Source organism: Cyclobacterium sediminis (genome assembly GCF_054781075.1).
The window spans coordinates 189,401-211,332 of sequence record NZ_BAAGVC010000007.1; the positions used below are offsets into that span (position 1 = coordinate 189,401).

A 21,932-nucleotide genomic window follows, 5' to 3' on the forward strand; every position below is an offset into this window, starting at 1 on the left:
AATAATACAGTGACTAAAGCAGAGGTAATCACAAAGATTTCGGAGAAGACAGGAATCCAAAAGGATGATGTTACACAGACCGTTGAGGCGTTTTTCAAGGTTGTAAAAGATTCAATGGCAGAAGGAGAAAATATCTATGTTAGAGGTTTTGGCAGTTTTATAAACAAAAAAAGAGCTAAAAAAATCGCAAGGAATATCTCTAAAAACACAGCCATTGTGATTGATGAACATTATGTTCCAGCTTTTAAGCCGTCTAAATCATTTATTGAAAAAATTAAAAACAGCCAAAACGTAAGAGAATTGGCTCCTCAGGACTAATAATCCTGGCAAATTTGACTATGAAGAGATCCCAAATTATTTTCGTTGTTGCAGGTATTGTTGTTTGTTTCTTACTGTACAGTTTACCCAAAGTGGTAGTGGACAATGAGGACAAGGGACTGTCTCAGGATGGAACTAGTTTGGGATCTGATTCAAGCAATGAAGAAATTAACCACGGGAACTCCCTAAGTAGCAGTGACCTTGAGGTCATCGAGAACCTGATGGCAGAAATACAAGGAGAGGCTAGTACCGAAAAATTTGTTATATTCGCTGATTCAATTGCTAAAGTTTACCAAAGTGGAGGTAAATTGGATAGCGCGGCATATTATTTCGGTTTAATTGCTGAAAAGGCGCCGGATCCGAAAAACTGGGAAAAAGCAGGGAATGCTTATTATGAAGCTTTTGGTTTTTCCATGGAAGAGCTCAAGACCAAAAGGTTGGGAGATAAAACGCGCTTATATTTAGGCAAGGTTTTAGAAGCCAATCCGGAACGACTTGATTTAAAAACAAAGATTGCAATGACTTATGTTTCTTCTGCCAACCCTATGCAAGGCATCACCATGCTAAGGGCTGTTTTGGAAGAAGATCCTGAAAATGAAGAGGCATTGTTTAATATGGGCATTTTATCCATGCAAAGCGGCCAGTATAAAAGGGCTGTGGAGCGATTTGAAAAACTTGTTGAGCATCACCCTGAAAATATTCAGGGTCAATTTTATTTGGGGGTAAGTTTGTTTGAGTCGAACCAAAAGAAGTTGGCCAAAACTCAACTAGAAGAATTACGTAAGCAAACTACAGATCCTCAGATTCTTTCGGGAATAGAGAATTACTTAGATAGATTATAATCAAAATATTGTTAAACTAAAACTATAAAATTATGCCTTGCGGAAAAAAAAGGAAGAGACATAAAATCGCTACACACAAGCGTAAGAAGAGATTGAGAAAAAACAGACACAAGAACAAGAAATAATTTAATTTCTGTTCAATTAACACGTTCTTTTATTTCATAACAGAGACACAATTTGAGTTCAGAATTATTAATTGATTCCTCTCAAAATGGTAGTCGAATAGCCCTGCTTAAGAATAAGAGCTTGATTGAGCTTCACGTAGAAGAGGAAGACAACAAGTTCAAAGTTGGCGACATTTATCTTGGTGCTGTAAAGAAAATTGTAAATGGCTTAAATGCTGCTTTCATAGACGTAGGCTATGAAAAAGACGCTTTCTTACACTATCAAGACCTAGGACCACAGGTTAACAGCTTAAGTAAGCTGGTAAAGTTAACCCGTAATAAAAACCATAAAGGTTTCGACCTTAAAGGTTTTGAAAACGAACCTGAGATAGACAAACTTGGAAAAATAAGCCAAGTATTGTCAAAAAATAATCAGGTATTGGTGCAGGTTGTCAAAGAGCCAATTTCTACAAAAGGGCCTCGATTATCGTGTGAGCTCTCCCTTGCTGGTCGATACTTGGTATTGGTACCCTTTTCAAACACGGTGAACGTATCCAAAAAAATACGTAGTGCTGATGAAAGAAAAAGGTTATCCCGGCTTATCACTTCCATCAAACCGGTCAATTTCGGTGTAATTATTCGTACCGTGGCAGAAGGTCAATCTGTCACTGAACTGGATAAAGATCTCAGAAATTTGTTAGAGACTTGGGAAGATGGGATGAGAAAGCTTCAAAAAGCCAAAGTTAAAGACAAAATCATCGGAGAAATGAGTTTGGCCTCTTCAATTATAAGAGACCTTCTCAATGAATCTTTCGACGCAATCACGGTAGAAGATGAAGTAATTTACGATCAAATGCGATCTTATATAAGGTCCATTGCTCCAGAAAAAGAAAAAATTGTTAAGCTTTACAACGGAAAAGCGAAGCTCTTTGAAAGTTTTGGTATAGAAAAACAGATCAAAAGCCTGTTTGGAACTACCGTTAGTCTCCCCCAAGGCGGTTATCTCATTATTGAGCATACAGAAGCCTTGCATGTAGTGGACGTTAACAGTGGCAACAAGTCCAACCAGGAAAGTGATCAAGAAAATACTGGCCTTAAAACCAATATGGTGGCCGTAAAAGAAATTGCAAGGCAACTAAGGCTTCGCGATATGGGAGGAATAATTGTGATTGACTTTATCGATATGAAAAAGGCCGAAAATAAAAGGGCCATTTTTGAAGCGATGAAGGAAGCAATGAGAGAAGACCGATCCAAGAATACGGTACTTCCCCTTACCAAGTTTGGTTTGATGCAGATCACCAGGCAGCGCGTGAGACCTGAAATGAACATAGTTACCAAAGAAATTTGTCCTTCTTGTAATGGTACAGGCAAAATACAAGCCTCCATTCTTGTGGCAGACAAACTGGAAAAAGATTTAGAGCATATTGCAGTACACCAAAACGAATCAAAGATTAAAATCGCATTGCACCCCTATTTACATGCCTATTTTACTCATGGCATTTTCTCAAAAAGGCTGCAGTGGTTTTTTAAATATTATAAATGGGTCAATTTGATCAAAGATTCTTCACTACCGGTGACGGAGTATAAATTCCTGGATATTTCAGGAGAACCTTTAGAAATAATTATAAAAAGCGAGTCTGAATAAGACTCGCTTTTTTTTGCCTTTAAAATTATTTATTGAAGGTTTCACTAGGATTTATTTGACACCAATTGTAGCTTTTTACTGAAATAAACCATTGATCCTCTAATAATTAACCCAGATTAAACCGCCCTTATATATCTTGCCCTAAAAATTTAAACATGAGTCTGGAAGAAAAAATCAACGAATCAGAAACCAAGATCTATAAAGCTGTTTTTCCTAATACCACCAATCATTACGATACCCTGTTTGGGGGTAAGGCCATGCAATTGATGGATGAGGTGGCCTTTATAACGGCTACGCGCTTTAGCCGGCAACGTATGGTGACCATCAGCAGTGATAAAATTGATTTCACCAAACCAATACCGGCAGGGACAATCATTGAACTGTGTGGGCGTGTGGTCCATGTGGGCAATACAAGCTTAAAAGTAAGCGTAGAGATTTTTATTGAGCAGATGTATGAGAAAGGTAGGGAAAAAGCCATTTCCGGAACCTTTACTTTTGTAGCCATTGACAATGACAAAAATCCCGTCAAAATCACGGTTTAGTTAAACTGCAAATATAAAATGGCCAGTTTTCGGTATAGCCATTCAAGAGCATTTTGCTTCAGATCATTTGCCGGTATGGGCAAAATTGATGTTTAAGCTATAAATTTAAATGAAGGTTTAGAATTTCTGCATTAATTATTTTTTAGATAACTTTAACAAATTATGAAAGATAGCGTGCTTATCATTTTTGTTTCCTAATAAATTGCGCTATTTACTAAGAATGTGCTTTGCCTTACAAAAGGAGAGGTAGAATTAAACCTAAAAATAATTATGAAAAACACCATTGCAGTATTTTCAGCGATAGCCATTTTATTGCTTACAACCGCATTTTCCTTTGCCGGCAAAGGAGACTTTTACCAAATAAAAATTTATCATTACTCCTCAAGTGCTCAGGAAGAGGTGATTGATGAATTTCTTGAGAAAGCCTATTTACCGGCCATGCATAGAGCCGGAATTGATCATATTGGAGTATTCAAGCCTCGGGCATCAACTGAAGGAAATAAGCCTGAAGAGAAGTTGATTTATGTGCTGATACCCTTTAGTTCCCGAAAGGAGTTTTCTAAAATAGATTCCAAGCTTGCCAAGGACCAACAATTTCAATCGGCAGGGGCGACCTATTTGGATGCAGCCTATACCAATCCTCCTTATGATAGAATCGAATCGATTTTATTGGACGCATTCGAGCAAAACCCGAATTATGGTGTACCTGATTTGAAGGGGCCTAAGAAAGATAGAATCTACGAGTTGAGAAGCTATGAAGGGCATACGGAGAAGATTTCTAAGAATAAAATCAAGATGTTCAATGATGGCGATGAGGTAGGTCTTTTTAAAAGGCTGGGCTTTAATGCTGTTTTCTATGGTGAGGTGGTTTCAGGCCCTACCATGCCTAACTTGATGTACATGACAACTTTTGAAAATAAGGCTGACCGTGATGCCCACTGGGATACCTTTCGTTCAGATGCCTATTGGAAAGAATTGTCCTCCCTGCCACAATACCAAAACAATGTTTCAAAAAATGTAACCACTTTCTTATACCCTACTGATTACTCAGATCTTTAGGGGTTGTGGATTGAAGGCTGTTGACAAGTTCAACAGCCTTCAATTTTTTAGTTGCGAAGCCTTTATTCAGTTGTTTTCGCTTGGGTCATTTAATTGCCGGTAGCGGCATTGCTTATATTGTGTAGTGCATCGGTAATTTGCTGTATTTCATCATCGCTCCCTTTTATTTCATGACGCTCCTTTAGAAATGCAGGATCATTATAGGAAAGATGAACTACTTCATTTGCATCTTCCCAAACCAGTATTTTTTGGGGAAGGTCCAGGCCTGCTGTTTGGGAGGCTTGCATTAATGGGCTACCAAGATTGGGGTTTCCGAAAATTATGATTTTTGTAGGTCTTAATTCAAGTCCTTTGCTATGGGCATTGGCTTGATGGTCTAATTCGGCAATAATGGAGAGATTCTCATTTCCGGAAATAATGGATTGTAAACTTTGGTAGGTCGTTTCAAAGTTTTGAGAACTAGTCACCGTTTCTATCCCTTCGGAGGCAGTGACAGATTTGGAAATGCTACTTTCTAGGTCATTTTTGACTGCATCTCCTACCAGGTTCTCAAGTGCTACTGAGATTTGATTGAGAGACTCCACCTCTCCCAAGGCATGACGAGAAGCTAAATAGTCAGTACTATTATATAGAGCAAAAACCTGATCCTTATTTTCGTAAAACAGTACTTTCTGCGGGAGATCTAAGCCTGCAAGCTGATTTTCTTGCATCAAAGGAGTGCCCAAGCCAGGGTTGCCAAAGAAGATGATTTTTGTAGGACCGAGATCTTTGTTTATAGAAGCGGCATTTTGCGAATGATCTATTTCTGCTACAATGCCAATTTGGTCATTATTTTCAAGGGATGTTTTTAATGTGCTGTAAGCTTCGTTCAGCGAAATCGTACTTGACCCATAAATTGTTCCCGGAACTTCTGGATTATCATCTTTCTCAGGATCTTCATCGGAATTTAAATTACAGGCGGTCAATAGTAGGGCAAAACTAAGAAACAAGGCTATTTTATACATGACAACTTGATTTAAAATTGGTCAAAATTTAATTTTTTAAGTTGTTGATAGTAGTTCAATAACTGTTCCAGTATTTAATTAGATTTTATTTATAAACCTTACTTGGGTTTTATAAACTGTTGGGATGAAATTCAGTAATCCATTGAAAGAAAATCCTACTTACCATCAAAATTATATTCTATTGATCACTACCTACGAGCGTTACAATTCCTTTATTTCATTGCCTTTAAAAAGTTCAACAAATCCTCCGGATTGGCCCTGTTTCGATAATCACTATCAAGGAAAGCGTATTTTATTATGCCATCTTGACCAATAATATAAGTAGCGGCAAGTGGAAGTTCATCATCCTCGTTGCCATTGTAAGCATGCAAGTCAAATTTATCTTGGTACACTTTTGCCACCTCCTCGGTAAGTTTAAAAACTATACCATATTGCTTCGCCACTTGATTGCCTAAATCACTTAAAACCTCAAAAGTTAAATTGTTTTTTTCAGAGGTGCTTATAGAGTTGTCGGGTAGTTCAGGAGTTAAGGCCAGCAATTGCGCTCCTTGTTCCTTAAAGGCCGGTAAAGTCTGTTGCAGGTGGTGGAGTGTGAGGTTACAATAGGGGCACCATCCCCCTCGGTACCAGGTTAGTATTACAGGTCCTTCTTTCAATTGGTCAGATAGTTTTATCTGTTCCCCTGTGGCATTGGGAAGTGAAAAATCTGGTGCACTCGCGCCCTCCTGCTTGGCTTGCTTGACGATGCCATTGTTTTTGACATCATCTATTCCGGCCTTATATATGGTTTTTATTTCCTCTGAAGCTGTTTCATTAAAATTATCTTTTTTCGCTTGTAATTCTTCTTGTAGCGTAGTTTTCATTTGTTCAGTCATGGTGCAGTTATTTTATTTGAGTTGTATTAAGGTGATCCGCCAAAATCAATGCCAATGAATTTGAATAGGTGAAGAATTAATTTCAGGTACGGATTTATTCAGTAGATTTTATGTCTATGCTTTAATGTATTGGAAAGACAGGAAGAAGAGTAAGGAGGAATGACTTGCATTCAACAGAATTAGCTTAATCTTTAAGGTATTCCCTCAATCCATAACTGGCCAATACTCCTTCACCCGTTGCGGCAGCTACCTGAGCGATGGCTCCTTCACGGTTGTCTCCGGCTGCAAAGATGCCATCCACTGAAGTTTTAGCAAGACCTGAAGTAGTAATAAACCCATGCGCATTCAAATCTACAAGGCCTTTAAAGCTTTCGTTGTTTGGCTTTAGGCCTACAAAAACGAAAACTCCATCAGCAGTGATTACTTCTTCTTTTCCGGTTTGGGTATCCCTAACAAGCAAGCCTGCAAATTTCCCCTCTTTGTCTGTATTCAAGGCAATGGAGTCTTTATTATAGTAAGTGATGACATTGTTAAGTTCAGGAAGCTTATCTATATAAGTTTGTGATGCCTTAAAGGTTGCTTTTCGGTTGACGATTTTTACTTTTTTCGTGAAGCCGGAAAGAAAGATGCCTTCTTCCAAGGCGGAGTTTCCACCCCCTACCACAATTACTTCACGGTCTCTGTAGAAAGCACCGTCACAGGTGGCACAAAAATGCACGCTAGACCCTAATAAATCACTTTCTCCCGGGATATTGAGTTTTTCGTAGGTTGAGCCGGTAGACAACACTACAGAGCGTCCTAAAAACAAATTCGTCTTGGTTCTCACGTTGAAGAGATTGTTGACCTTCTCTATGCTCACCACTTCTTCACCTGTTTTTATGGTTGCACCATAAACTTTCGCTTGCTCTTCCATTTTTGCCATTAAAGTAGGACCTGATATGGAGGTAAAGCCGGGGTAGTTTTCAATTTTATCTGTTAAAAAGGCATTTCCCCCAACCGTTTTTTTCTCTAGTATTAAGGTACTGAAATGGTCTCGCTGCGCATAGATGGAAGTGGTCAAACCTGCTGCACCGGCACCGATAATGATGCTATCAAATACTTTGGTGATTCTCTCTTCATCTAATTTGAGCGCCACCCGTAGTGCTTCGTTTTCCGGTTCCACCAGGATGTCCTCGTCAATGAGAATGGTAGGAATTTTCCTTTTCCCATTGTTGATCTTTTCAATGATGGGAATGGCCCATTCGTTTTCATCAATATTGATGTATTGAAAGTTGATGCTATTGTCCACCAGAAAGGATTTGGACTTGATACAATCCGGACACCAATCAGCGCCGTAAAGGACAACTCTAGCCTGTTCATTGATGCCCAATATACCGGAAAGGGTAGCATTGTCAGGGTTGGTATAGCTCTTTCCGTTGATGATTAGGGTTGGGATGATGCGTTTGCCTTTGTTTATTGCCTCCACTTTTTTAGTGGCGGTTTCATCAAGGTCCACATCCACAAAATTAAATTGTATATCGTTTTCCTTTAGAAAAGCTTCGGCCCTCAGGCAATCCGGACACCAATCTGCACCGTATAATGTGATTTCGATCATAGCTTTATTCTTTTATTTTCGTTTGAATAATTTCCCCAAACCATCAATGAAATGGCGAGGTATGGAATGTCTTTTACCAAAAAGAAATCTGTAATTGGAAAGCCATCGACAAATCTCCAAATACCAGGAGTGGTGATAAGAAAGCTAAGCGTGGTAATAAAAATGACAGCGGAACTTATTCCGGCAATTTTCCCTAGCTGTGGCCAATACAATGAGGCAAATAATAAACTACCGATGACAATTTCTGATAAACCGATAAGAATTGAAACTGCCTGTAAGGACATGAGTTTGTAAAGCCAATTCATGGCGAAATGATTTTCCACCAATGGCTTTATTGCTGCAGCCTCTGTGGGAGTAAATTTATACATTCCAATCCATATAAGAATAAGGGCTGTGCCAAATACGCCTATATAATAACCTAGGGATGATATTTTGTTGTACATAATTTGGGTTCAAATGGGTTTTGCAACAATATTCTAAACGAATACCTATTGCAAAACCCTTGTTAAAACTTATAATTCTGGAGCCACTGGGAAATCAATTTCAAAACCCGCAAGGTTATGAAGGTAATTGCTCATGATTTTATCGCCAATTAGGATGACCACATCTATCAAATTTGCTTCATTGTAGCCGGCTGCAAAAAAGGCTTCTTTAATTTCTTCTTGCACCTTGCCGTGGTTGCTTACCGTTGCGGCAGTGAATTTTACCAAAGCATCAAGCTTTTCATCAAAATCGGCAGATCCGCCTCGGATTTCAAGAATTTGCTCATTGGTAAATCCATTCATCTTACCAAGGGCAGTATGGGCAGATTGGCAATACCTACAGCCGTTGATTTGACTAGTAACCAAGTTTACCACTTCTTTCTCTTTGGCTTTTAGTGTGGTTTTTCTTCCCTGCAATGCCAAGTAGTCCGGTAAGGCCGTTTCATTTTTGGCATAGTAGGCATAAAGGTTAGGTACAAAGCCAATTTGTTTTCCTAGCTGTTCAAAGATTGCTTGATTGTTTTCAGAAACTTCAGATTTTGTAGGTACGTTGAATGCTGTTGCTGTAGTTGTCATAATTAAATGTCTTTAAATTTGTTTGTTGAATAATTACGATACAAAGATTCAGCATTTACGTCGGTAAAGGTTAGGTCAAATTGCCTTGCTGCTTGGCAATTTTTCCCTTTTGAAATAAAAAGAGATCCATGGATATTGCTGGTTAGGTTTTATCAATCCTGATTCCATAAAAAAGCCAATCCATTTATTGGATTGGCTTTACTCATTTATAAGAAAATACTATTCTTTATATTACAGGATCTCCGCCTCTTCTGGCATTATAGGACCTCTCACCCCTACGGTCTTTTTCTAAAAACCCGTTTCCCGAGCGTTTGTCTCTAATTCTGTCTTCTCTTACATCTAAATTGTCCTGGTGATCAAAAATGGTTCGGTTTTCTATGTCGTAACGTCCATATAGACTTCGGTCTTCGGCACTGTAATAGCTCCGCATGGTATGTAAGAACTCACCTTGTGGGCCTGTAGGCCAGTTGTCGCTTTCAAAACCCGGTGCGTTTTCCAATGTTTCTTTGGTCTCTCGCACGAGTGCAGCCTCTCCATGAGGAGGATTAAAATTGAAAGATTCAAATGGCATTGCCAAAAGTTTTGAACCAAGGTTCAAGAATCCCTCATCCACCTTCAATACTACATAGTCTACTTGAGATGTGGATGCATTTAGAACAATATCTTTAATAGAACCTACGGATTCATCTCTTGCCGTTTTTACATTGCGTGAAATTAATTCCGAACTTCTTAACTGAAAATTATTTGCATTTTTCATTTCAATAGTTGGTTTAATGAGAAAATCATTTGACCTAAATGGTTCAAGAGCTGTGCCAAAAATTGAATATTCCTTTAATCTTATTAAATCTTTGAATAATTTTTAAACCTTAAATGGGGTAGGTATAAACATTATTTTATGAAGTAAATATTATTTATTGGGGGGGTATAAAGTTCGGATAGAGTTTTAATGGGTGTAATATATTAGGTATACTCTAGGTACCTTTGATTGATCAGCAAACTTTTGGGGGTCGCAAAAGGGTAGAAAAAAAGGATGATAAGAAGTACAATTGGCCGGAAAAAACAAAAGCCAGTTCGCAATGAACTGGCTTTGTCGGGGTGGCAAGATTCGAACTTGCGACCTCCTCGTCCCAAACGAGGCGCGATGACCGGGCTACGCTACACCCCGTTTATTCCCTATTGGGAGGACAAAAGTAAATAAAAATTGAGTAAATCAAAAAGGAATGGACATTATTTTAAATATTTTTTCAAATTTATTTTCATAGCCCAAAATGGGCTTAAATTTTACCCGGGGAAAAGGTTGGTTTTAAAGATCTTTATCGCAATTGAAAGCAGGATGATTCCAAATATTCTTCTCAATATATCCAGGCCTGTTTTACCAAGTTTTTGCTCCAAGAAATGTGTGCTTTTCAATACCGCATAGATGATGACAAGGTTTAAAATGATGCCAATGGCAATATTGGCTTGTCCAAACTCTGACTTTAAGGTAAGAATGGTGGTTAAAGTGCCTGCCCCGGCAATCAAAGGAAAAGCTATTGGAACTATAGAAGTACTGGTAGAGCTTGCTTCAGGGTCGTTTTTAAATATTTCTATACCTAAAATCATCTCTGCTCCAATAGCAAAGATGATTAAGGCACCGGCAATGGCAAAGTCTTCTACATCTATGCCAAATAGGTTTAAAATTGATTTTCCAACCAAAAGAAAGGCTACCATCAAAATCCCCGCAACGATGGTTGCCTTGCCACTCTGAATATGGCCAACTTTCTTTCTTAGGTTGATTACTATTGGTATAGATCCCAAGATATCAATCACAGAAAAAAGAATTAATGTCACAGATAATATTTCCTTTAAATCAAACACCACAGATCCATTTTAATAGGCCTTGAGGAAGGCTATCAGTTTTTCAAACTCATTGTCGTTCAATGCAGGGAAATTGGCAATTCTAAAGCTGGTAGGCTTTAAAGGGCCATATCCACTGCCCATTTGCATTCCCTGCTCCTCAGCTTCAGCTTTTATTTGTTTAATAAAGCTTTCTTCACCACCTACACCCAAAACTGTCCGACTTCTGGTGGCCTCATTGCTTACCAAGAAATCCAAAGCCGGAGATTTCTCTACTATCTCTTCCAGAATGCGCATCCGCTTTTCGGTTTTTTCATTTACTTTTTCTATAGGTGCCAGGTCTGCCAAAACCCTGTTTAATAAGTAAATATTAAGCACATTGGGGGTATAGTGGGTCTGGTAGTTGGCCGCATTGTCCAGCATAAAATTGAGGCTATTGTACCTGCCTTTTTCGCCCTTTTCTTTGGCTCTTTCTATGGCCTTAGGAGATACTATCAAAATTCCCAGACCTGCTGGCAATCCAAAGCATTTTTGTACAGAAGCATACCAGATATCTGCTAGGTTGAAATCCAAAAAGATTCCGGCCATGGAAGAGGTGGTATCTATGGCCAGCATTTTGTCCGGATATTTTTTGCCAATAGCAGCGATGGTTTTATTGGTAATCTGAGTGGCATTTGACGTTTCGTTTTGCGTTATGGCAATCAGATCAAAATCATTTCCAATCTCCAAGTCATTTACCTCTAAGCTTTCATTTTTATCTACAATCAAAGCTCCTGTTTCGGGAATAATATTTTGAGCAAAACCAAACCATTTCTTTCCAAATGAACCGGAGTAAATATGAAATGAAGCTTGTAGAACCAAGGATTGGGTGATGATCTCCCAGTTTTCAGTGGCTGAGGAAGTGAACAGTAATTTATAATCTTCGGGTACACCCAGTTTCTCCTTAAATAGGCTTTCTGTATCCTTATATAGATCCATAAAAACCGCACTCCGGTGATTGGCACTCAAGATTCCTTGTTGGTAAGCCTCCTGAAAATATTCCGGTAATTTATCGTATACCTTAGATGGACCCGGTGCAAAAGTAAGTATAGCCATTATGCGTTTTCTTTCTGATTATCAATAAAGTAATTCAATCCAAGTTCATAGCCTTTTAATCCCAATCCAGCGATCATGCCCACACATTCTTTAGAAATGATGCTTTTGTGTCGGAAAGTTTCTCTCTTGTAGATATTAGAAATGTGAATTTCCACAACCGGAGTATTGATACCTGCGATGGCATCCGAAATGGCCACTGAAGTATGGGTATAGGCACCTGCATTGATTAAGATTGCGTCGTTCTCAAAACCCACTTCGTGCAGTTTATTTACCAGCTCGCCTTCCACATTGCTTTGGTAATAGGTCAATTCCAGGTCCGGATATTTTTGAACCAGTGTCTCAAAATAATCTTCAAATGAGCGGCTGCCATAAATTTCAGGCTCGCGCTTTCCTAATAAATTTAAATTAGGTCCGTTTATGATTGTGATTTTCAAAGTTTGGAGGATTTAATTGACTACTAAACAGGAGCAAAGTTAAGCAATCGGAAAACAACTTGATGAGATATTGATAGGTTTTTAATAAAACTATTAATTAAATACCATCATTAGATTAATTTTACTTTATGTCTTGGGAAAAGGAAATAAAAGCTTTTGGGTATTACTTAAAAATTGAGCGTTCACTCAGCGAGAATTCTATTTTAGCTTATAGGCAGGATATTCAGAAATTCTCGAATTTTATGGAAAAGAACTTCCCAGAAGTTTCACCTGAAAAAGTTCAATTGTATCACCTGAGGCAATTTGTAAACCTGCTTGGAGAGTTTTCTATTTCTGAATTTTCTCAAGCACGAATAATTTCCGGTATCAAAGCCTTCTTTAAGTTCATGATCTATGAGGACAAAATAGAAGAAAACCCTTCAGACTTATTAGAGGCTCCAAAGTTGACTCGAACCCTGCCCGATACCTTAAGTTATGCGGAAATCGAGGAGATTTTTGAAGCGATACCCTTGGGTGAATCGGAAGGGCATAGAAATAGGGCAATGCTGGAAATGCTTTACAGTAGTGGCTTAAGGGTTTCTGAGTTGATTAATCTTAAATTGAGTCAATATTTTGATGATATAGGTTTTTTAAGAATTTTAGGAAAAGGCAACAAAGAGCGGCTGGTCCCCATTGGCAAATCTGCTACCAAATACTTAAGCATCTATCTCAAAGAAATAAGAGCTCATCAGGTGATTGCAAAGGGGCATGAAGATTACGTTTTTCTCAACAGAAGAGGAAAAAAGCTTAGTAGAGTGATGATATTTTTAATCATAAAGAAGCTGGTAGAAAAAGCAGGCCTTCCTAAAAAAGTAAGTCCCCATACCTTTAGACATAGCTTTGCTACTCACCTTGTGGAAGGTGGAGCAGATTTGAGAGCTGTTCAGGAAATGTTGGGCCATGAAAGTATCACAACTACCGAAATATATACCCACTTAGACAGGGATTATTTGCGACAAGTTTTGGATGAATTTTTGCCTAGAAAAAAGTGAGATCCATTTAGCAAAGGCATGAAGAACCTATGCTAGTTGATGCTTAACTCGACCTGCTACGCCAAGTTTTTGGACAATAACTCTCAACCATAATAATTAGCTAGCCCATAAATTGCTTTAGGCATGTTTTTTGAATATTGGAGAGATTGAAATTATTGTAATCAATTTTCTGATTTGAAATGAAAGCGACGTACTTTTTAGGATTTATTATTTGGCTAATAACTTTGCCCATGGAGGCTAGTGGGCAAGAACGGCTCAAAAAATTAATCGGAGAGAGGGCACAGTTGCATCAGCAGTGGCAAGCCTCTGAATCTCAGAAATCGGGCTTATTCGGAAACCGGACAAAAAAGGACATGACGGCGACCAATGAATGGTTGATTCGTATTTTGAATAAGGACAATCAGATAATCAAAGAGTTGGAGATGTTGAAGGAGATAGAAACAACAGAAATTGGTTATGAGAAAGAGGACTATAAATTTATTGCCCAAAAAGCAGAGGAGGACATTGTAAAGCTTAAAAGGGCCTTGGATCTAAAGGATGAAAAAATTCAATCGGGATTGAAGGAAAAGCGGACCTATGAATGGACTACCCTTATTTTTTTCGTTAGCAGCATGGTTTTGGGCTTTTTATATTACAATAAGAGAAACCGTCAACCTGGTTAAGAATCAACAGTATTGTAGTTTTCTTTAAATTTTTGTTTTATTATCCGCTTGGTTTTGATAATTTCATTTTTTAAAACCTAAAAAAAAGATGAGTAAACTGATTATTAATAGCTTTGAAGACTTTCAGGATTATATAGGAAAAGAGTTGGGTGTGTCTGAATACCATCAGGTAACGCAAGAGCAAATCAACCTTTTTGCAGATGCTACCATAGATCACCAATGGATACATACTGACCCAGAAAAAGCCAAAGCAGAAGGCGCTTTTGGAGGGACCATTGCACATGGATACCTTACCTTATCTTTGGTTCCATTTCTTTGGAATCAGATCGTACAGGTGAATAATCTGAAAATGATGGTCAATTACGGCATTGAAAATTTAAGGTTTGCCAACCCTGTTAAGGTGAATGATGAGATCCGCATGCACGCTACCCTGGCCAATATCAGTGACCTCAGAGGGACCATAAAAACTGAGATGAAGGTAAAAATTGAAATCAAAGGTGAGAGAAAGCCTGCACTGGCTGCACAATTAATTTTCCTTTACCATTTTCAGTAGGTATTACCAAGGATTTAACTCCTTCATTAGCTCATTTTGGTTGATTAAAGATTTGTTGAAAATGCCGAGCGGAGGCATAGAATTAATAATAGGCAATAAGGTTTAGGTATAAACAAAAACAACATCCAAGGGATGTTGCTTTTACCATTATAAAAAACCTAATCATTACTTATTACAATCTATTTCTTTCTTCAGTACTGCCACTTCGTTGGGATACCTTGAACATCTCTCCTTTGTTAAACTTCCACCGCACAGTAAAGCGTACATTTTGCATGCTGTTGTATTGTCGGACATCTGTATTGATCTTGTGAAAATTAATTCCCCCTGTAAATTTCATGGTTCGGAAGATATCTGAGCCATTAATTGTGAGACTTAATTTCTCGTCTTTGAAGGTTTTTGTTAACCCAGCATCTAACCAACTCATGCCATCAATTTTGAGCTGTCCATCCTGAAACGGACTTCTATAAATCCCTACCAACTCTAGCTTAAAACCTTTGGGTAAGGAGATATTATGTTGACTTCTTGCCATGAATGAAAATTGCTTGACATCAAGCAGGTCTTCTCCTATTTGGGATTGAAAAGTATTTCCATTGAATTGTAGCATATTACTGGTGCTGTACCACTGAGCAAATTCCACCGGTATGGTTGCCCGAAGTCCTAAATTTTGCGTGCGGTCCAGGTTTTGCATTTGTATAAGGGTGGAACGGCTTTCATCATCTTGAACCAGTATTTGTCCGAAAGCATTTTCAGTTTGGGAAAAAGACAAGGCCAACTGATAAGCTCCTTTGTAAATGTGGTTCATTTCAAAATTATTGGCGTACTGAGGTTTTAGATTTGGGTTGCCCTCCTCTGTGGTTAATGGGTCAATATAGAAAACAAAAGGATTGAGTTGTCGGTAATGAGGCCTTGTGATTCGTCGATTGACATTGTACACGATTTGGTAATTGTCATTTAGTTTGTGTTGAAGGTATACACTTGGGAATAAGTTGAGGTATTCTTGGGTATTTACCTGATTTGAGGTGATTGAATTGCCCTCAATATTGGCATACTCAGCTCTCAGTCCTGCTTGGTAATCCAGTTTCTTTCCCAAAGGAGCTTTGTATGAAACATAAGCGGCCATAACATTTTCTTTGTATATAAAATGATTGCTATTGCCATCTGGAAGATAAGGACCTTCGGCTTCGCTTTTTGTTATGTCCAATAGGTTGTCTGATTTTACCCAGCTACCTTTGAGCCCTAGCTCCAAGCTTTTGTTTTCACCCATTGGTTTGGTAAAGTCCGTTTTGGCTGTATAAATGGAATAGACCATATCATTGCCAGTTTTGACACTATTGAGATCTTCATTGGTCCTATCCTCATTTATCCAGTAGCTATTGTACAGAAAAATAAGGCTACTTGCATCCATATTGGAATAATCGAAATCAGCAGTAAGCTTGGTCCCTAAGGTGTCAAACTTTCCGATATAGTGAAAATTTCCAAATATTCGTGTGTTTTCAAACTCTGTATCATTCAATGCATTGATATAGTTGACCTCTGTACTTTGAGGGTTAGTTATGGTTGTAAAAGAATTTCCTCCGTCATCTCCAGTTTGTGTGGAGGCCTGTAGGTTGATTCCCAGGCTATGCTTATCATTGATTTGATAATCTGTGCCTCCTGAAAAGAATAAGTTTTTGGTTATTAGCTTCATTCTGGCTTTCTGGTCAAAAACAGAGAGACCATTGTCCACTTGGAATCTCCTGAGTAGATCCAGTTCCATTTTTCTTCCCCATTGGTTGTAGTTTAAACTTACATTGGAAGTCCATTTCTTTTTCTTAAAGTTTACCGTACCTCCTAAAGAAGGGGTATGGATACCATTGTATTGGTGGCCAATATGTAAGTTACCATTGATACCGTTGTAGTTGTTTTTCTTCAATACCAAATTGATAAGTCCGGCAGCTCCTTCCGCATCGTATTTGGCTGGAGGATTATTGATTACCTCTATACTTTGGATATTGTCTGCCGGCATGGCTCGTAAAAAATCTGCTAAATCCTTGGCAGACATATAGGTTTGCCTGTCATCCAAAAGTACCATGACACCTGATTTTCCATTAAGGTTGATATTGCCATCGGCATCTACATAGACTCCCGGAGAGCGACCCACCACATCCAGGGCATTGTTTCCTTCGGCCATGGCTGTCCCTTCAATATTCACCACGGTTTTGTCTGCCTGAATCAATACATTGGGTCGTGCTGCGCGGACCTCTACTTCATCGAGGGATCCCATATCGGCCTTCAATTTTATCTTGCCGAAATTTTTTGTCTCTCCTTCAATTTGGAATTCTTCACTTAAAAAATCTTTATGCCCCAGGGTAGAAATTTTAAGCTTGAGTTTATTGTTTCTAACAGACTGAATCACAAACTCTCCTGCTTCATTGGAGATGGTACCGGTAATAAGTTCTTGGCTATCCGAACCGAGCAATATCACATTGGCAAAAGGTATCGGCTGTTCTTCGCTATCCATTACCAACCCAATGACTTTATTTACGGGCGCTTGTTGGGCGGCAAGATGGCTTAAGCCGAGAAAGAAGAAAAGTGAGGTAGTAAAAATTAATTTGGTAAAGTACATGGTTTCAGTTCTTGAATTGTTCAGTCCAATTCAAAGGGAAAAAGGTGCCAAAACCGAAAAAATTGCTTTAAAGCCTATCTAAGCCTGTTTTATAGATGTTTAGTGGTGAGGGGTTGTACCAAAATCGAACACTTTTTATGTTCGGTTTGGATACAAAAAAGCCTCCAATGCAAAGCAAAGGAGGCTTAATCAAATCTTTAATAACTATTATTATTTAGCTGCAGCATATCTTTTAGCTACCTCGTCCCAATTGACAACATTCCAAAAAGCTGAAATATAATCAGGTCTCCTGTTTTGGTAATTCAGGTAATAGGCGTGTTCCCAAACATCCAATCCTAGAATTGGCGTTCCTTTGGTTTCAGCAATGTCCATTACCGGGTTGTCTTGATTAGGAGTAGAGCTAACGACCAATTCACCGTTGCTTACACTTAACCATGCCCAACCTGAACCAAATCTGGTAGCAGCAGCATTTGCAAATTCTTCTTTAAATTTTTCAAAAGAACCAAATTTTGCATCGATTGCAGCGGCCAAGTCACCTGTAGGTGCGCCACCTCCATTTGGAGAAAGGATGGTCCAAAAAAGTGAGTGGTTATAGTGTCCACCTCCATTGTTTCTTACCCCTGCAGGAGCAGCAGAAACATTTTCCATCAGCTCTTCTATGCTTTTAGATTCAAGGTCAGTGCCTTTGATCGCGTCGTTTAATTTGGTTACATAAGCGTTATGATGTTTGCCATGGTGAATTTCCATGGTTTTGGCATCAATATTCGGTTCTAATGCATTCTTTTCGTAAGGTAAACTTGGAAGTTCAAAAGCCATTTTTTTTCTTTTTTAGGTTATACAATGTTTTTGTTGATGGTTGTAGGTTCGTCTTATTAAAAACCTAACGTATAAACCATCAATCTCCAAAAATGGTTCTATTATTCCTTTGAATCTTTAATTTCTTAGATTTTTAAAAAAAGTTTGGATTAATTCTTTGGATTCTTCTTGAAATGGGCCTTGAAAAACCTTGGTTTTTGGATGGATTATGGCAGGATCAGTTTTGGAATACCCTCTTTTTGGGTCTGAGGCCGCATAATGCAACTCCCCCAATTGTGCCCAGAAGCAGGCGCCTGCACACATGATACAGGGTTCCAATGTTACGTATAACTTACATTCGGGCAGGTATTTGGCACCTAGGGCATTTGAGGCTGCAGTAATGGCCAATATTTCTGCATGGGCTGTGACATCCGTTAGTTTTTCAGATTGATTATAGGCTTTGGCAATGGCTCGGTTATTCACCACAATTACTGCTCCAACGGGAATTTCTCCCTCCTCCGAAGCCATTTTTGCCTGCTTCAAGGCCTCGTTCATCCAGTACTCGTCTGTGAAGATTTCCAATGCTACCGCTTTAAAAAATATAACCGAATACTTCTTCTCTGATGCCTTCATTAATAATTAAGGCTAAAAGAAGCGAAACAATTAAACCGATGCCTGCCTTTATAAGGTCATTGGAGGCCATTCGGTAAGCCCTTACCAATCTTGCTTTACGCTTTTTAAGCTTTTTAGACTTTGCCAAGGCAATGGACAATTCCCGACCTCCCAGCAGACCTATAAATACCCAGGTGGTACTCATTGGCATCTGACTGTAAGCTTTGAAGTAAAAAAGTATGATGGCATAAACAAAATCTACAATGGTGGCTGCCCGGACATCCGTAACTCTGGTTTTTTCATTGACAATGCCTTGAATCTTGTCTCCTTTCATATAAAAAAGCACACCCAGCCCTAAAAACACAAAACCTGTGTAGGCAGAAAATTCCCAGGCATTTAACTCTCTTGGGAGGAATACGGCAATATTCGCTGCATCTTGCATGATCCATACGGCCCAGAGACTTCCGGAGGTAACCCATTGTAAGGGATACCAAAATTTGCCCGGTTTTCCTTTTAGGTAGTTGTTTACAAACTTTTCCAATACATACCAAACCATAATGGCCAAGAAAAAGGCTACGAAATAACCAATAAAGCTTTTTTGCATCACACCTATAATGGTGCCTGCCTTATAGGTAAATACGTTAAGCAAAAGGAATGTGGTGGAAACCGGCATTCTTAAACGCGTCATCACCAATAAAACAATGGGAGCTGCGATTTGAAGAAACACAAAACTTTCAGGGGCTTTGTCGAGACCATCTACCCTTAAACGTTGATAACTTACATCTCCATTATAGTAAAACCAGCTAAAAGTGACTGTACCAACAAATATTAAACCCATAAACAACCATAAGAAATACCATTTCTGTTTCTGATTGGAGGCTATAAATGTTCCGATGGTTTGGATACTGTCATTGGCAATTGCAGAATAAGCCGCCAAAGCAAATCCAAACCACATGGCAGCATACGTATAAGGAGTGATGATTCCCGCAATGGATACCAAAATGCAGATGATCAAAAGGAATGATTTTTCCTTTTTTGTGAAATCAAAAAGGGAATAGGCCGCCTTTGATAGTGCGTCCTGGTTAATGTTTTGATCTTTAAGTTTGGCCATAATCAGTTGTCGGCTTTGAAATACGGGTGCAAATTAAACAAGAAATATTAAGGATTATGTTACCGAATTGTTAAGTCCCGAATTAATTTATGGTAAAGTTGAACCCTGTATAGGAAATTGAAGAAAAGTATTTTTTCAAAAATATAAATATTTTATTTCCTATTGAGCTAGAAGACGTATTTTTAATAGATTATTTTACGCTAAGTTATTGTTTTCCAATATTAACAGAAGTTTTACTTAAAAAGCGTGTAATTCTCTTTACTCTATCCGTATTTTGCAATTATATTCTTTGCAAAATCTACAGCCACTACTGAATGACACAAGCGTTTGAAGCCAATTCTTTCATGAAAAACCTGATTACAGTAGCCACTATAATTGTGGGCTTACTGATTTTCATGTTTTCCATTGATTTTTTGACCTTTTCATTGACTGAATTAAACAATGAGGCTGCCAATGCCTTATTCACCGCCACAAGTAATCCTTTTGTAGGGCTTTTTATTGGCTTGCTTACTACTGCCTTGATCCAGTCCAGTTCCACCATATCCGCCATGGTTGTAGTATTGGTGGCTTCCGGAAATCTTAGCCTTGCTCAGGCAGTTCCGGTAATCATGGGGGCCAATATCGGTACTACCTTAACCAGTACCTTGGTTGCCTTTGGCTACGTGCTGAAAAGAAAAACCTTTAGAAAAGCCCTGTCTGCAGGCGTATTACATGATATCTTTAATATTATCACGGTTATTATTTTGCTTCCATTAGAGGTGTATTTTGGGGTTCTTAGTCATATGGCTGCTTGGCTTACCCATTGGTTTGTGTGGGAAGAAAAGGCCAGTATGGAAGGTATAGGGCTGAATGGCTTTTTCCTTAGACCCCTAAGTTATGAATTTTATTCTTTTTTAGTCTGGCCATTGTTGGCATTGGTTGCAGGTATTCTACTGATGATTGGATCCATTAAAATCCTTTCTTCCCTTGCCTACAAATCATTGATCACTCCCAATTTCAAAAAAATCAAAAAACATATTTTTAATTACCCTTTTAGGTCTTTTGCCTATGGAGCCTTTTTTACAGCGGCTGTTCAATCAAGTACAGTGACTACTTCTCTAATGGTTACTGCTGTTGCTACAGGAAAAGTTGCCTTAAGAAAGGTTTTTCCATTTATTATGGGTGCAAATCTAGGAACCACGATTACAGCAGTAATTGCTGCCTTGTATAAAACGGAAGCCGCCATAAGCGTAGCCATCGTGCATGTGCTATTTAACTTGGTTGGTAACCTGATTTTTCTTCCTTTTCCTAGGTTAAGGGAAATTCCTGTTAGGCTGGCCAAAAAGTTTGGTAAACAAACTTCCCTTAATAAAACCATAGGTTTTGCTTATATTTTACTTACCTTTTTTATCATTCCCTTTTTCCTTATTTATTTTAATCAAGTAGAAGATAAGCCTACAGCAGATAAAGCAACAAGTGAAAAAAGAGAGCAGGTAAGGATGGTTACGGATTTTTATCCTGCCAAGCCTCCATTATAAGGTGGCCACTGCTGGTGCCAATTCTATCTGCGCCGGCAGCTATCATCGCCTCTGCTTGATCTAGCGTTTTGATGCCTCCGCTTGCTTTGATTCCTACTTGACTAGGTAGGATTTCTCTCATGCGTTGGATGGTTGCTATCTGAGCTCCTTTGTCGGCAAATCCAGTGGATGTTTTGACAAAATCCACGCCTGCATCTGTACAAATATGGCAAGCTTCCAATAATTCTTCTTCTTGAAGTAAGGCTGTTTCGATGATTACTTTGAGCAATTTCTCTTCCTCATGACAAATATTGGCCAGTTTGGCCAGTTCAATCTTTGGCCAGTTCATACGGGACTTAAATCCGGTAATTGACCATACCACATCCAATTCATCTGCCCCATCTTTGATGGCTTGCCTGGTTTCAAAGACTTTGGTTTGTGTCATAGAATAACCCAACGGAAAACCCACTACGGTTACCAATTGTATATCAAAAGTTGATAGCTCCCTTTTGGCTTTTTTTACCCAAAAAGGAGGAATGCATACGCCTCTGAAAGCATATTTTTTCGCTTGGTCTAATACAGTTTGGATTGCTTGCTCATCCACTCCTGGATGCAAAGCAGTATGTTCAATATATCGGTTTAAATTTTTCATTAGTCAGTC

General features: G+C 38.6%; 23 protein-coding genes and 1 tRNA gene. 9 read left to right on the top strand and 15 right to left on the bottom strand.

What is annotated here, in order from left to right:
• The first annotated feature begins 9 nt into the window (after window positions 1-9).
• The 5 genes from ACYVHJ_RS09400 to ACYVHJ_RS09420 all read left to right on the top strand — a co-directional run bounded on the left by ACYVHJ_RS09400 (window position 10) and on the right by ACYVHJ_RS09420 (window position 4,510).
• Window positions 10-318, top strand: coding sequence for an HU family DNA-binding protein (locus ACYVHJ_RS09400; protein ID WP_014019802.1), 309 nt, complete (start codon window positions 10-12; stop codon window positions 316-318).
• Between the two features lie 20 nt (window positions 319-338).
• Window positions 339-1,160 (top strand): tetratricopeptide repeat protein, encoded by an 822-nt coding sequence (locus tag ACYVHJ_RS09405; protein WP_339901917.1) that lies wholly within the window; start codon window positions 339-341, stop codon window positions 1,158-1,160.
• A gap of 177 nt (window positions 1,161-1,337) precedes the next feature.
• Window positions 1,338-2,909, top strand: coding sequence for an Rne/Rng family ribonuclease (locus ACYVHJ_RS09410; protein ID WP_460514264.1), 1,572 nt, complete (start codon window positions 1,338-1,340; stop codon window positions 2,907-2,909).
• Window positions 2,910-3,064: 155 nt separating this feature from the next.
• Window positions 3,065-3,451: an acyl-CoA thioesterase gene (locus ACYVHJ_RS09415; RefSeq protein WP_339901801.1), complete on the top strand. Its 387-nt coding sequence runs from the start codon at window positions 3,065-3,067 to the stop codon at window positions 3,449-3,451.
• 270 nt (window positions 3,452-3,721) lie between these two features.
• Window positions 3,722-4,510, top strand: a complete 789-nt coding sequence (locus ACYVHJ_RS09420; protein ID WP_339901800.1) for an NIPSNAP family protein — start codon at window positions 3,722-3,724, stop codon at window positions 4,508-4,510.
• 89 nt (window positions 4,511-4,599) lie between these two features.
• Here the strand turns inward: ACYVHJ_RS09420 and ACYVHJ_RS09425 are convergent, their stop codons facing one another.
• The 10 genes from ACYVHJ_RS09425 to aroQ all read right to left on the bottom strand — a co-directional run bounded on the left by ACYVHJ_RS09425 (window position 4,600) and on the right by aroQ (window position 12,406).
• A complete protein-coding gene (locus ACYVHJ_RS09425) occupies window positions 4,600-5,514 on the bottom strand; it encodes a DUF302 domain-containing protein (protein WP_460514265.1) in 915 nt (304 codons plus the stop codon).
• A 212-nt stretch (window positions 5,515-5,726) separates the two neighbouring features.
• Entirely contained in the window at window positions 5,727-6,389 is a 663-nt protein-coding gene (locus ACYVHJ_RS09430) for a peroxiredoxin-like family protein (RefSeq protein WP_339901798.1), read from the bottom strand.
• Between the two features lie 184 nt (window positions 6,390-6,573).
• The gene (locus ACYVHJ_RS09435) at window positions 6,574-7,983 is read right to left on the bottom strand and encodes an FAD-dependent oxidoreductase (RefSeq protein ID WP_460514266.1); all 1,410 of its coding nucleotides are present in this window, start codon (window positions 7,981-7,983) and stop codon (window positions 6,574-6,576) included.
• Window positions 7,980-8,426 (bottom strand): DUF417 family protein, encoded by a 447-nt coding sequence (locus ACYVHJ_RS09440; RefSeq protein WP_339901796.1) that lies wholly within the window; start codon window positions 8,424-8,426, stop codon window positions 7,980-7,982. Before ACYVHJ_RS09440 ends, ACYVHJ_RS09435 begins: the two co-directional genes overlap by 4 nt.
• Before the next feature lie 69 nt (window positions 8,427-8,495).
• On the bottom strand, window positions 8,496-9,041 hold the full coding sequence (locus tag ACYVHJ_RS09445) for a carboxymuconolactone decarboxylase family protein (RefSeq protein ID WP_339901795.1): 546 nt from the start codon (window positions 9,039-9,041) through the stop codon (window positions 8,496-8,498).
• Between the two features lie 226 nt (window positions 9,042-9,267).
• Entirely contained in the window at window positions 9,268-9,798 is a 531-nt protein-coding gene (locus ACYVHJ_RS09450; protein WP_339901794.1) for a PRC-barrel domain-containing protein, read from the bottom strand.
• Window positions 9,799-10,131: 333 nt separating this feature from the next.
• A tRNA-Pro gene (locus tag ACYVHJ_RS09455) sits at window positions 10,132-10,206 on the bottom strand.
• 116 nt (window positions 10,207-10,322) lie between these two features.
• Window positions 10,323-10,898, bottom strand: a complete 576-nt coding sequence (locus tag ACYVHJ_RS09460; protein WP_339901793.1) for a MarC family protein — start codon at window positions 10,896-10,898, stop codon at window positions 10,323-10,325.
• 12 nt (window positions 10,899-10,910) lie between these two features.
• A complete protein-coding gene (locus ACYVHJ_RS09465) occupies window positions 10,911-11,972 on the bottom strand; it encodes an aminotransferase class V-fold PLP-dependent enzyme (RefSeq protein WP_460514267.1) in 1,062 nt (353 codons plus the stop codon).
• On the bottom strand, window positions 11,972-12,406 hold the full coding sequence (gene aroQ, locus ACYVHJ_RS09470) for a type II 3-dehydroquinate dehydratase (protein ID WP_460514268.1): 435 nt from the start codon (window positions 12,404-12,406) through the stop codon (window positions 11,972-11,974). The genes ACYVHJ_RS09465 and aroQ overlap by 1 nt, the downstream gene beginning before the upstream one ends.
• 128 nt (window positions 12,407-12,534) lie before the next feature.
• Between aroQ and xerD the strand changes: the two genes are divergently transcribed.
• The 3 genes from xerD (at window position 12,535) to ACYVHJ_RS09485 (ending at window position 14,652) form a co-directional block, all read left to right on the top strand.
• Window positions 12,535-13,437, top strand: coding sequence for a site-specific tyrosine recombinase (gene xerD / locus ACYVHJ_RS09475; protein WP_460514269.1), 903 nt, complete (start codon window positions 12,535-12,537; stop codon window positions 13,435-13,437).
• A gap of 179 nt (window positions 13,438-13,616) precedes the next feature.
• Window positions 13,617-14,099: a Clp protease ClpB gene (locus ACYVHJ_RS09480; protein ID WP_460514270.1), complete on the top strand. Its 483-nt coding sequence runs from the start codon at window positions 13,617-13,619 to the stop codon at window positions 14,097-14,099.
• Window positions 14,100-14,187: 88 nt separating this feature from the next.
• The gene (locus ACYVHJ_RS09485) at window positions 14,188-14,652 is read left to right on the top strand and encodes a MaoC family dehydratase (protein WP_303613307.1); all 465 of its coding nucleotides are present in this window, start codon (window positions 14,188-14,190) and stop codon (window positions 14,650-14,652) included.
• Window positions 14,653-14,824: 172 nt separating this feature from the next.
• Here the strand turns inward: ACYVHJ_RS09485 and ACYVHJ_RS09490 are convergent, their stop codons facing one another.
• The 4 genes from ACYVHJ_RS09490 to ACYVHJ_RS09505 form a co-directional block, all read right to left on the bottom strand.
• The gene (locus ACYVHJ_RS09490; protein WP_460514271.1) at window positions 14,825-17,257 is read right to left on the bottom strand and encodes a TonB-dependent receptor; all 2,433 of its coding nucleotides are present in this window, start codon (window positions 17,255-17,257) and stop codon (window positions 14,825-14,827) included.
• 210 nt (window positions 17,258-17,467) lie between these two features.
• Window positions 17,468-18,073, bottom strand: coding sequence for a superoxide dismutase (locus ACYVHJ_RS09495; protein WP_339901789.1), 606 nt, complete (start codon window positions 18,071-18,073; stop codon window positions 17,468-17,470).
• Between the two features lie 117 nt (window positions 18,074-18,190).
• On the bottom strand, window positions 18,191-18,685 hold the full coding sequence (locus ACYVHJ_RS09500; RefSeq protein ID WP_339901788.1) for a nucleoside deaminase: 495 nt from the start codon (window positions 18,683-18,685) through the stop codon (window positions 18,191-18,193).
• A complete protein-coding gene (locus ACYVHJ_RS09505; protein WP_460514273.1) occupies window positions 18,645-19,775 on the bottom strand; it encodes a hypothetical protein in 1,131 nt (376 codons plus the stop codon). Before ACYVHJ_RS09505 ends, ACYVHJ_RS09500 begins: the two co-directional genes overlap by 41 nt.
• Window positions 19,776-20,089: 314 nt before the next feature.
• Between ACYVHJ_RS09505 and ACYVHJ_RS09510 the strand changes: the two genes are divergently transcribed.
• Window positions 20,090-21,292 (top strand): Na/Pi cotransporter family protein, encoded by a 1,203-nt coding sequence (locus ACYVHJ_RS09510; protein WP_460514274.1) that lies wholly within the window; start codon window positions 20,090-20,092, stop codon window positions 21,290-21,292.
• Here ACYVHJ_RS09510 and deoC read toward each other — a convergent pair.
• Complete coding sequence (deoC, locus tag ACYVHJ_RS09515; protein ID WP_339902420.1) at window positions 21,258-21,923, bottom strand: deoxyribose-phosphate aldolase; 666 nt, start codon at window positions 21,921-21,923, stop codon at window positions 21,258-21,260. The genes ACYVHJ_RS09510 and deoC overlap by 35 nt on opposite strands.
• Window positions 21,924-21,932 lie beyond the last annotated feature (9 nt).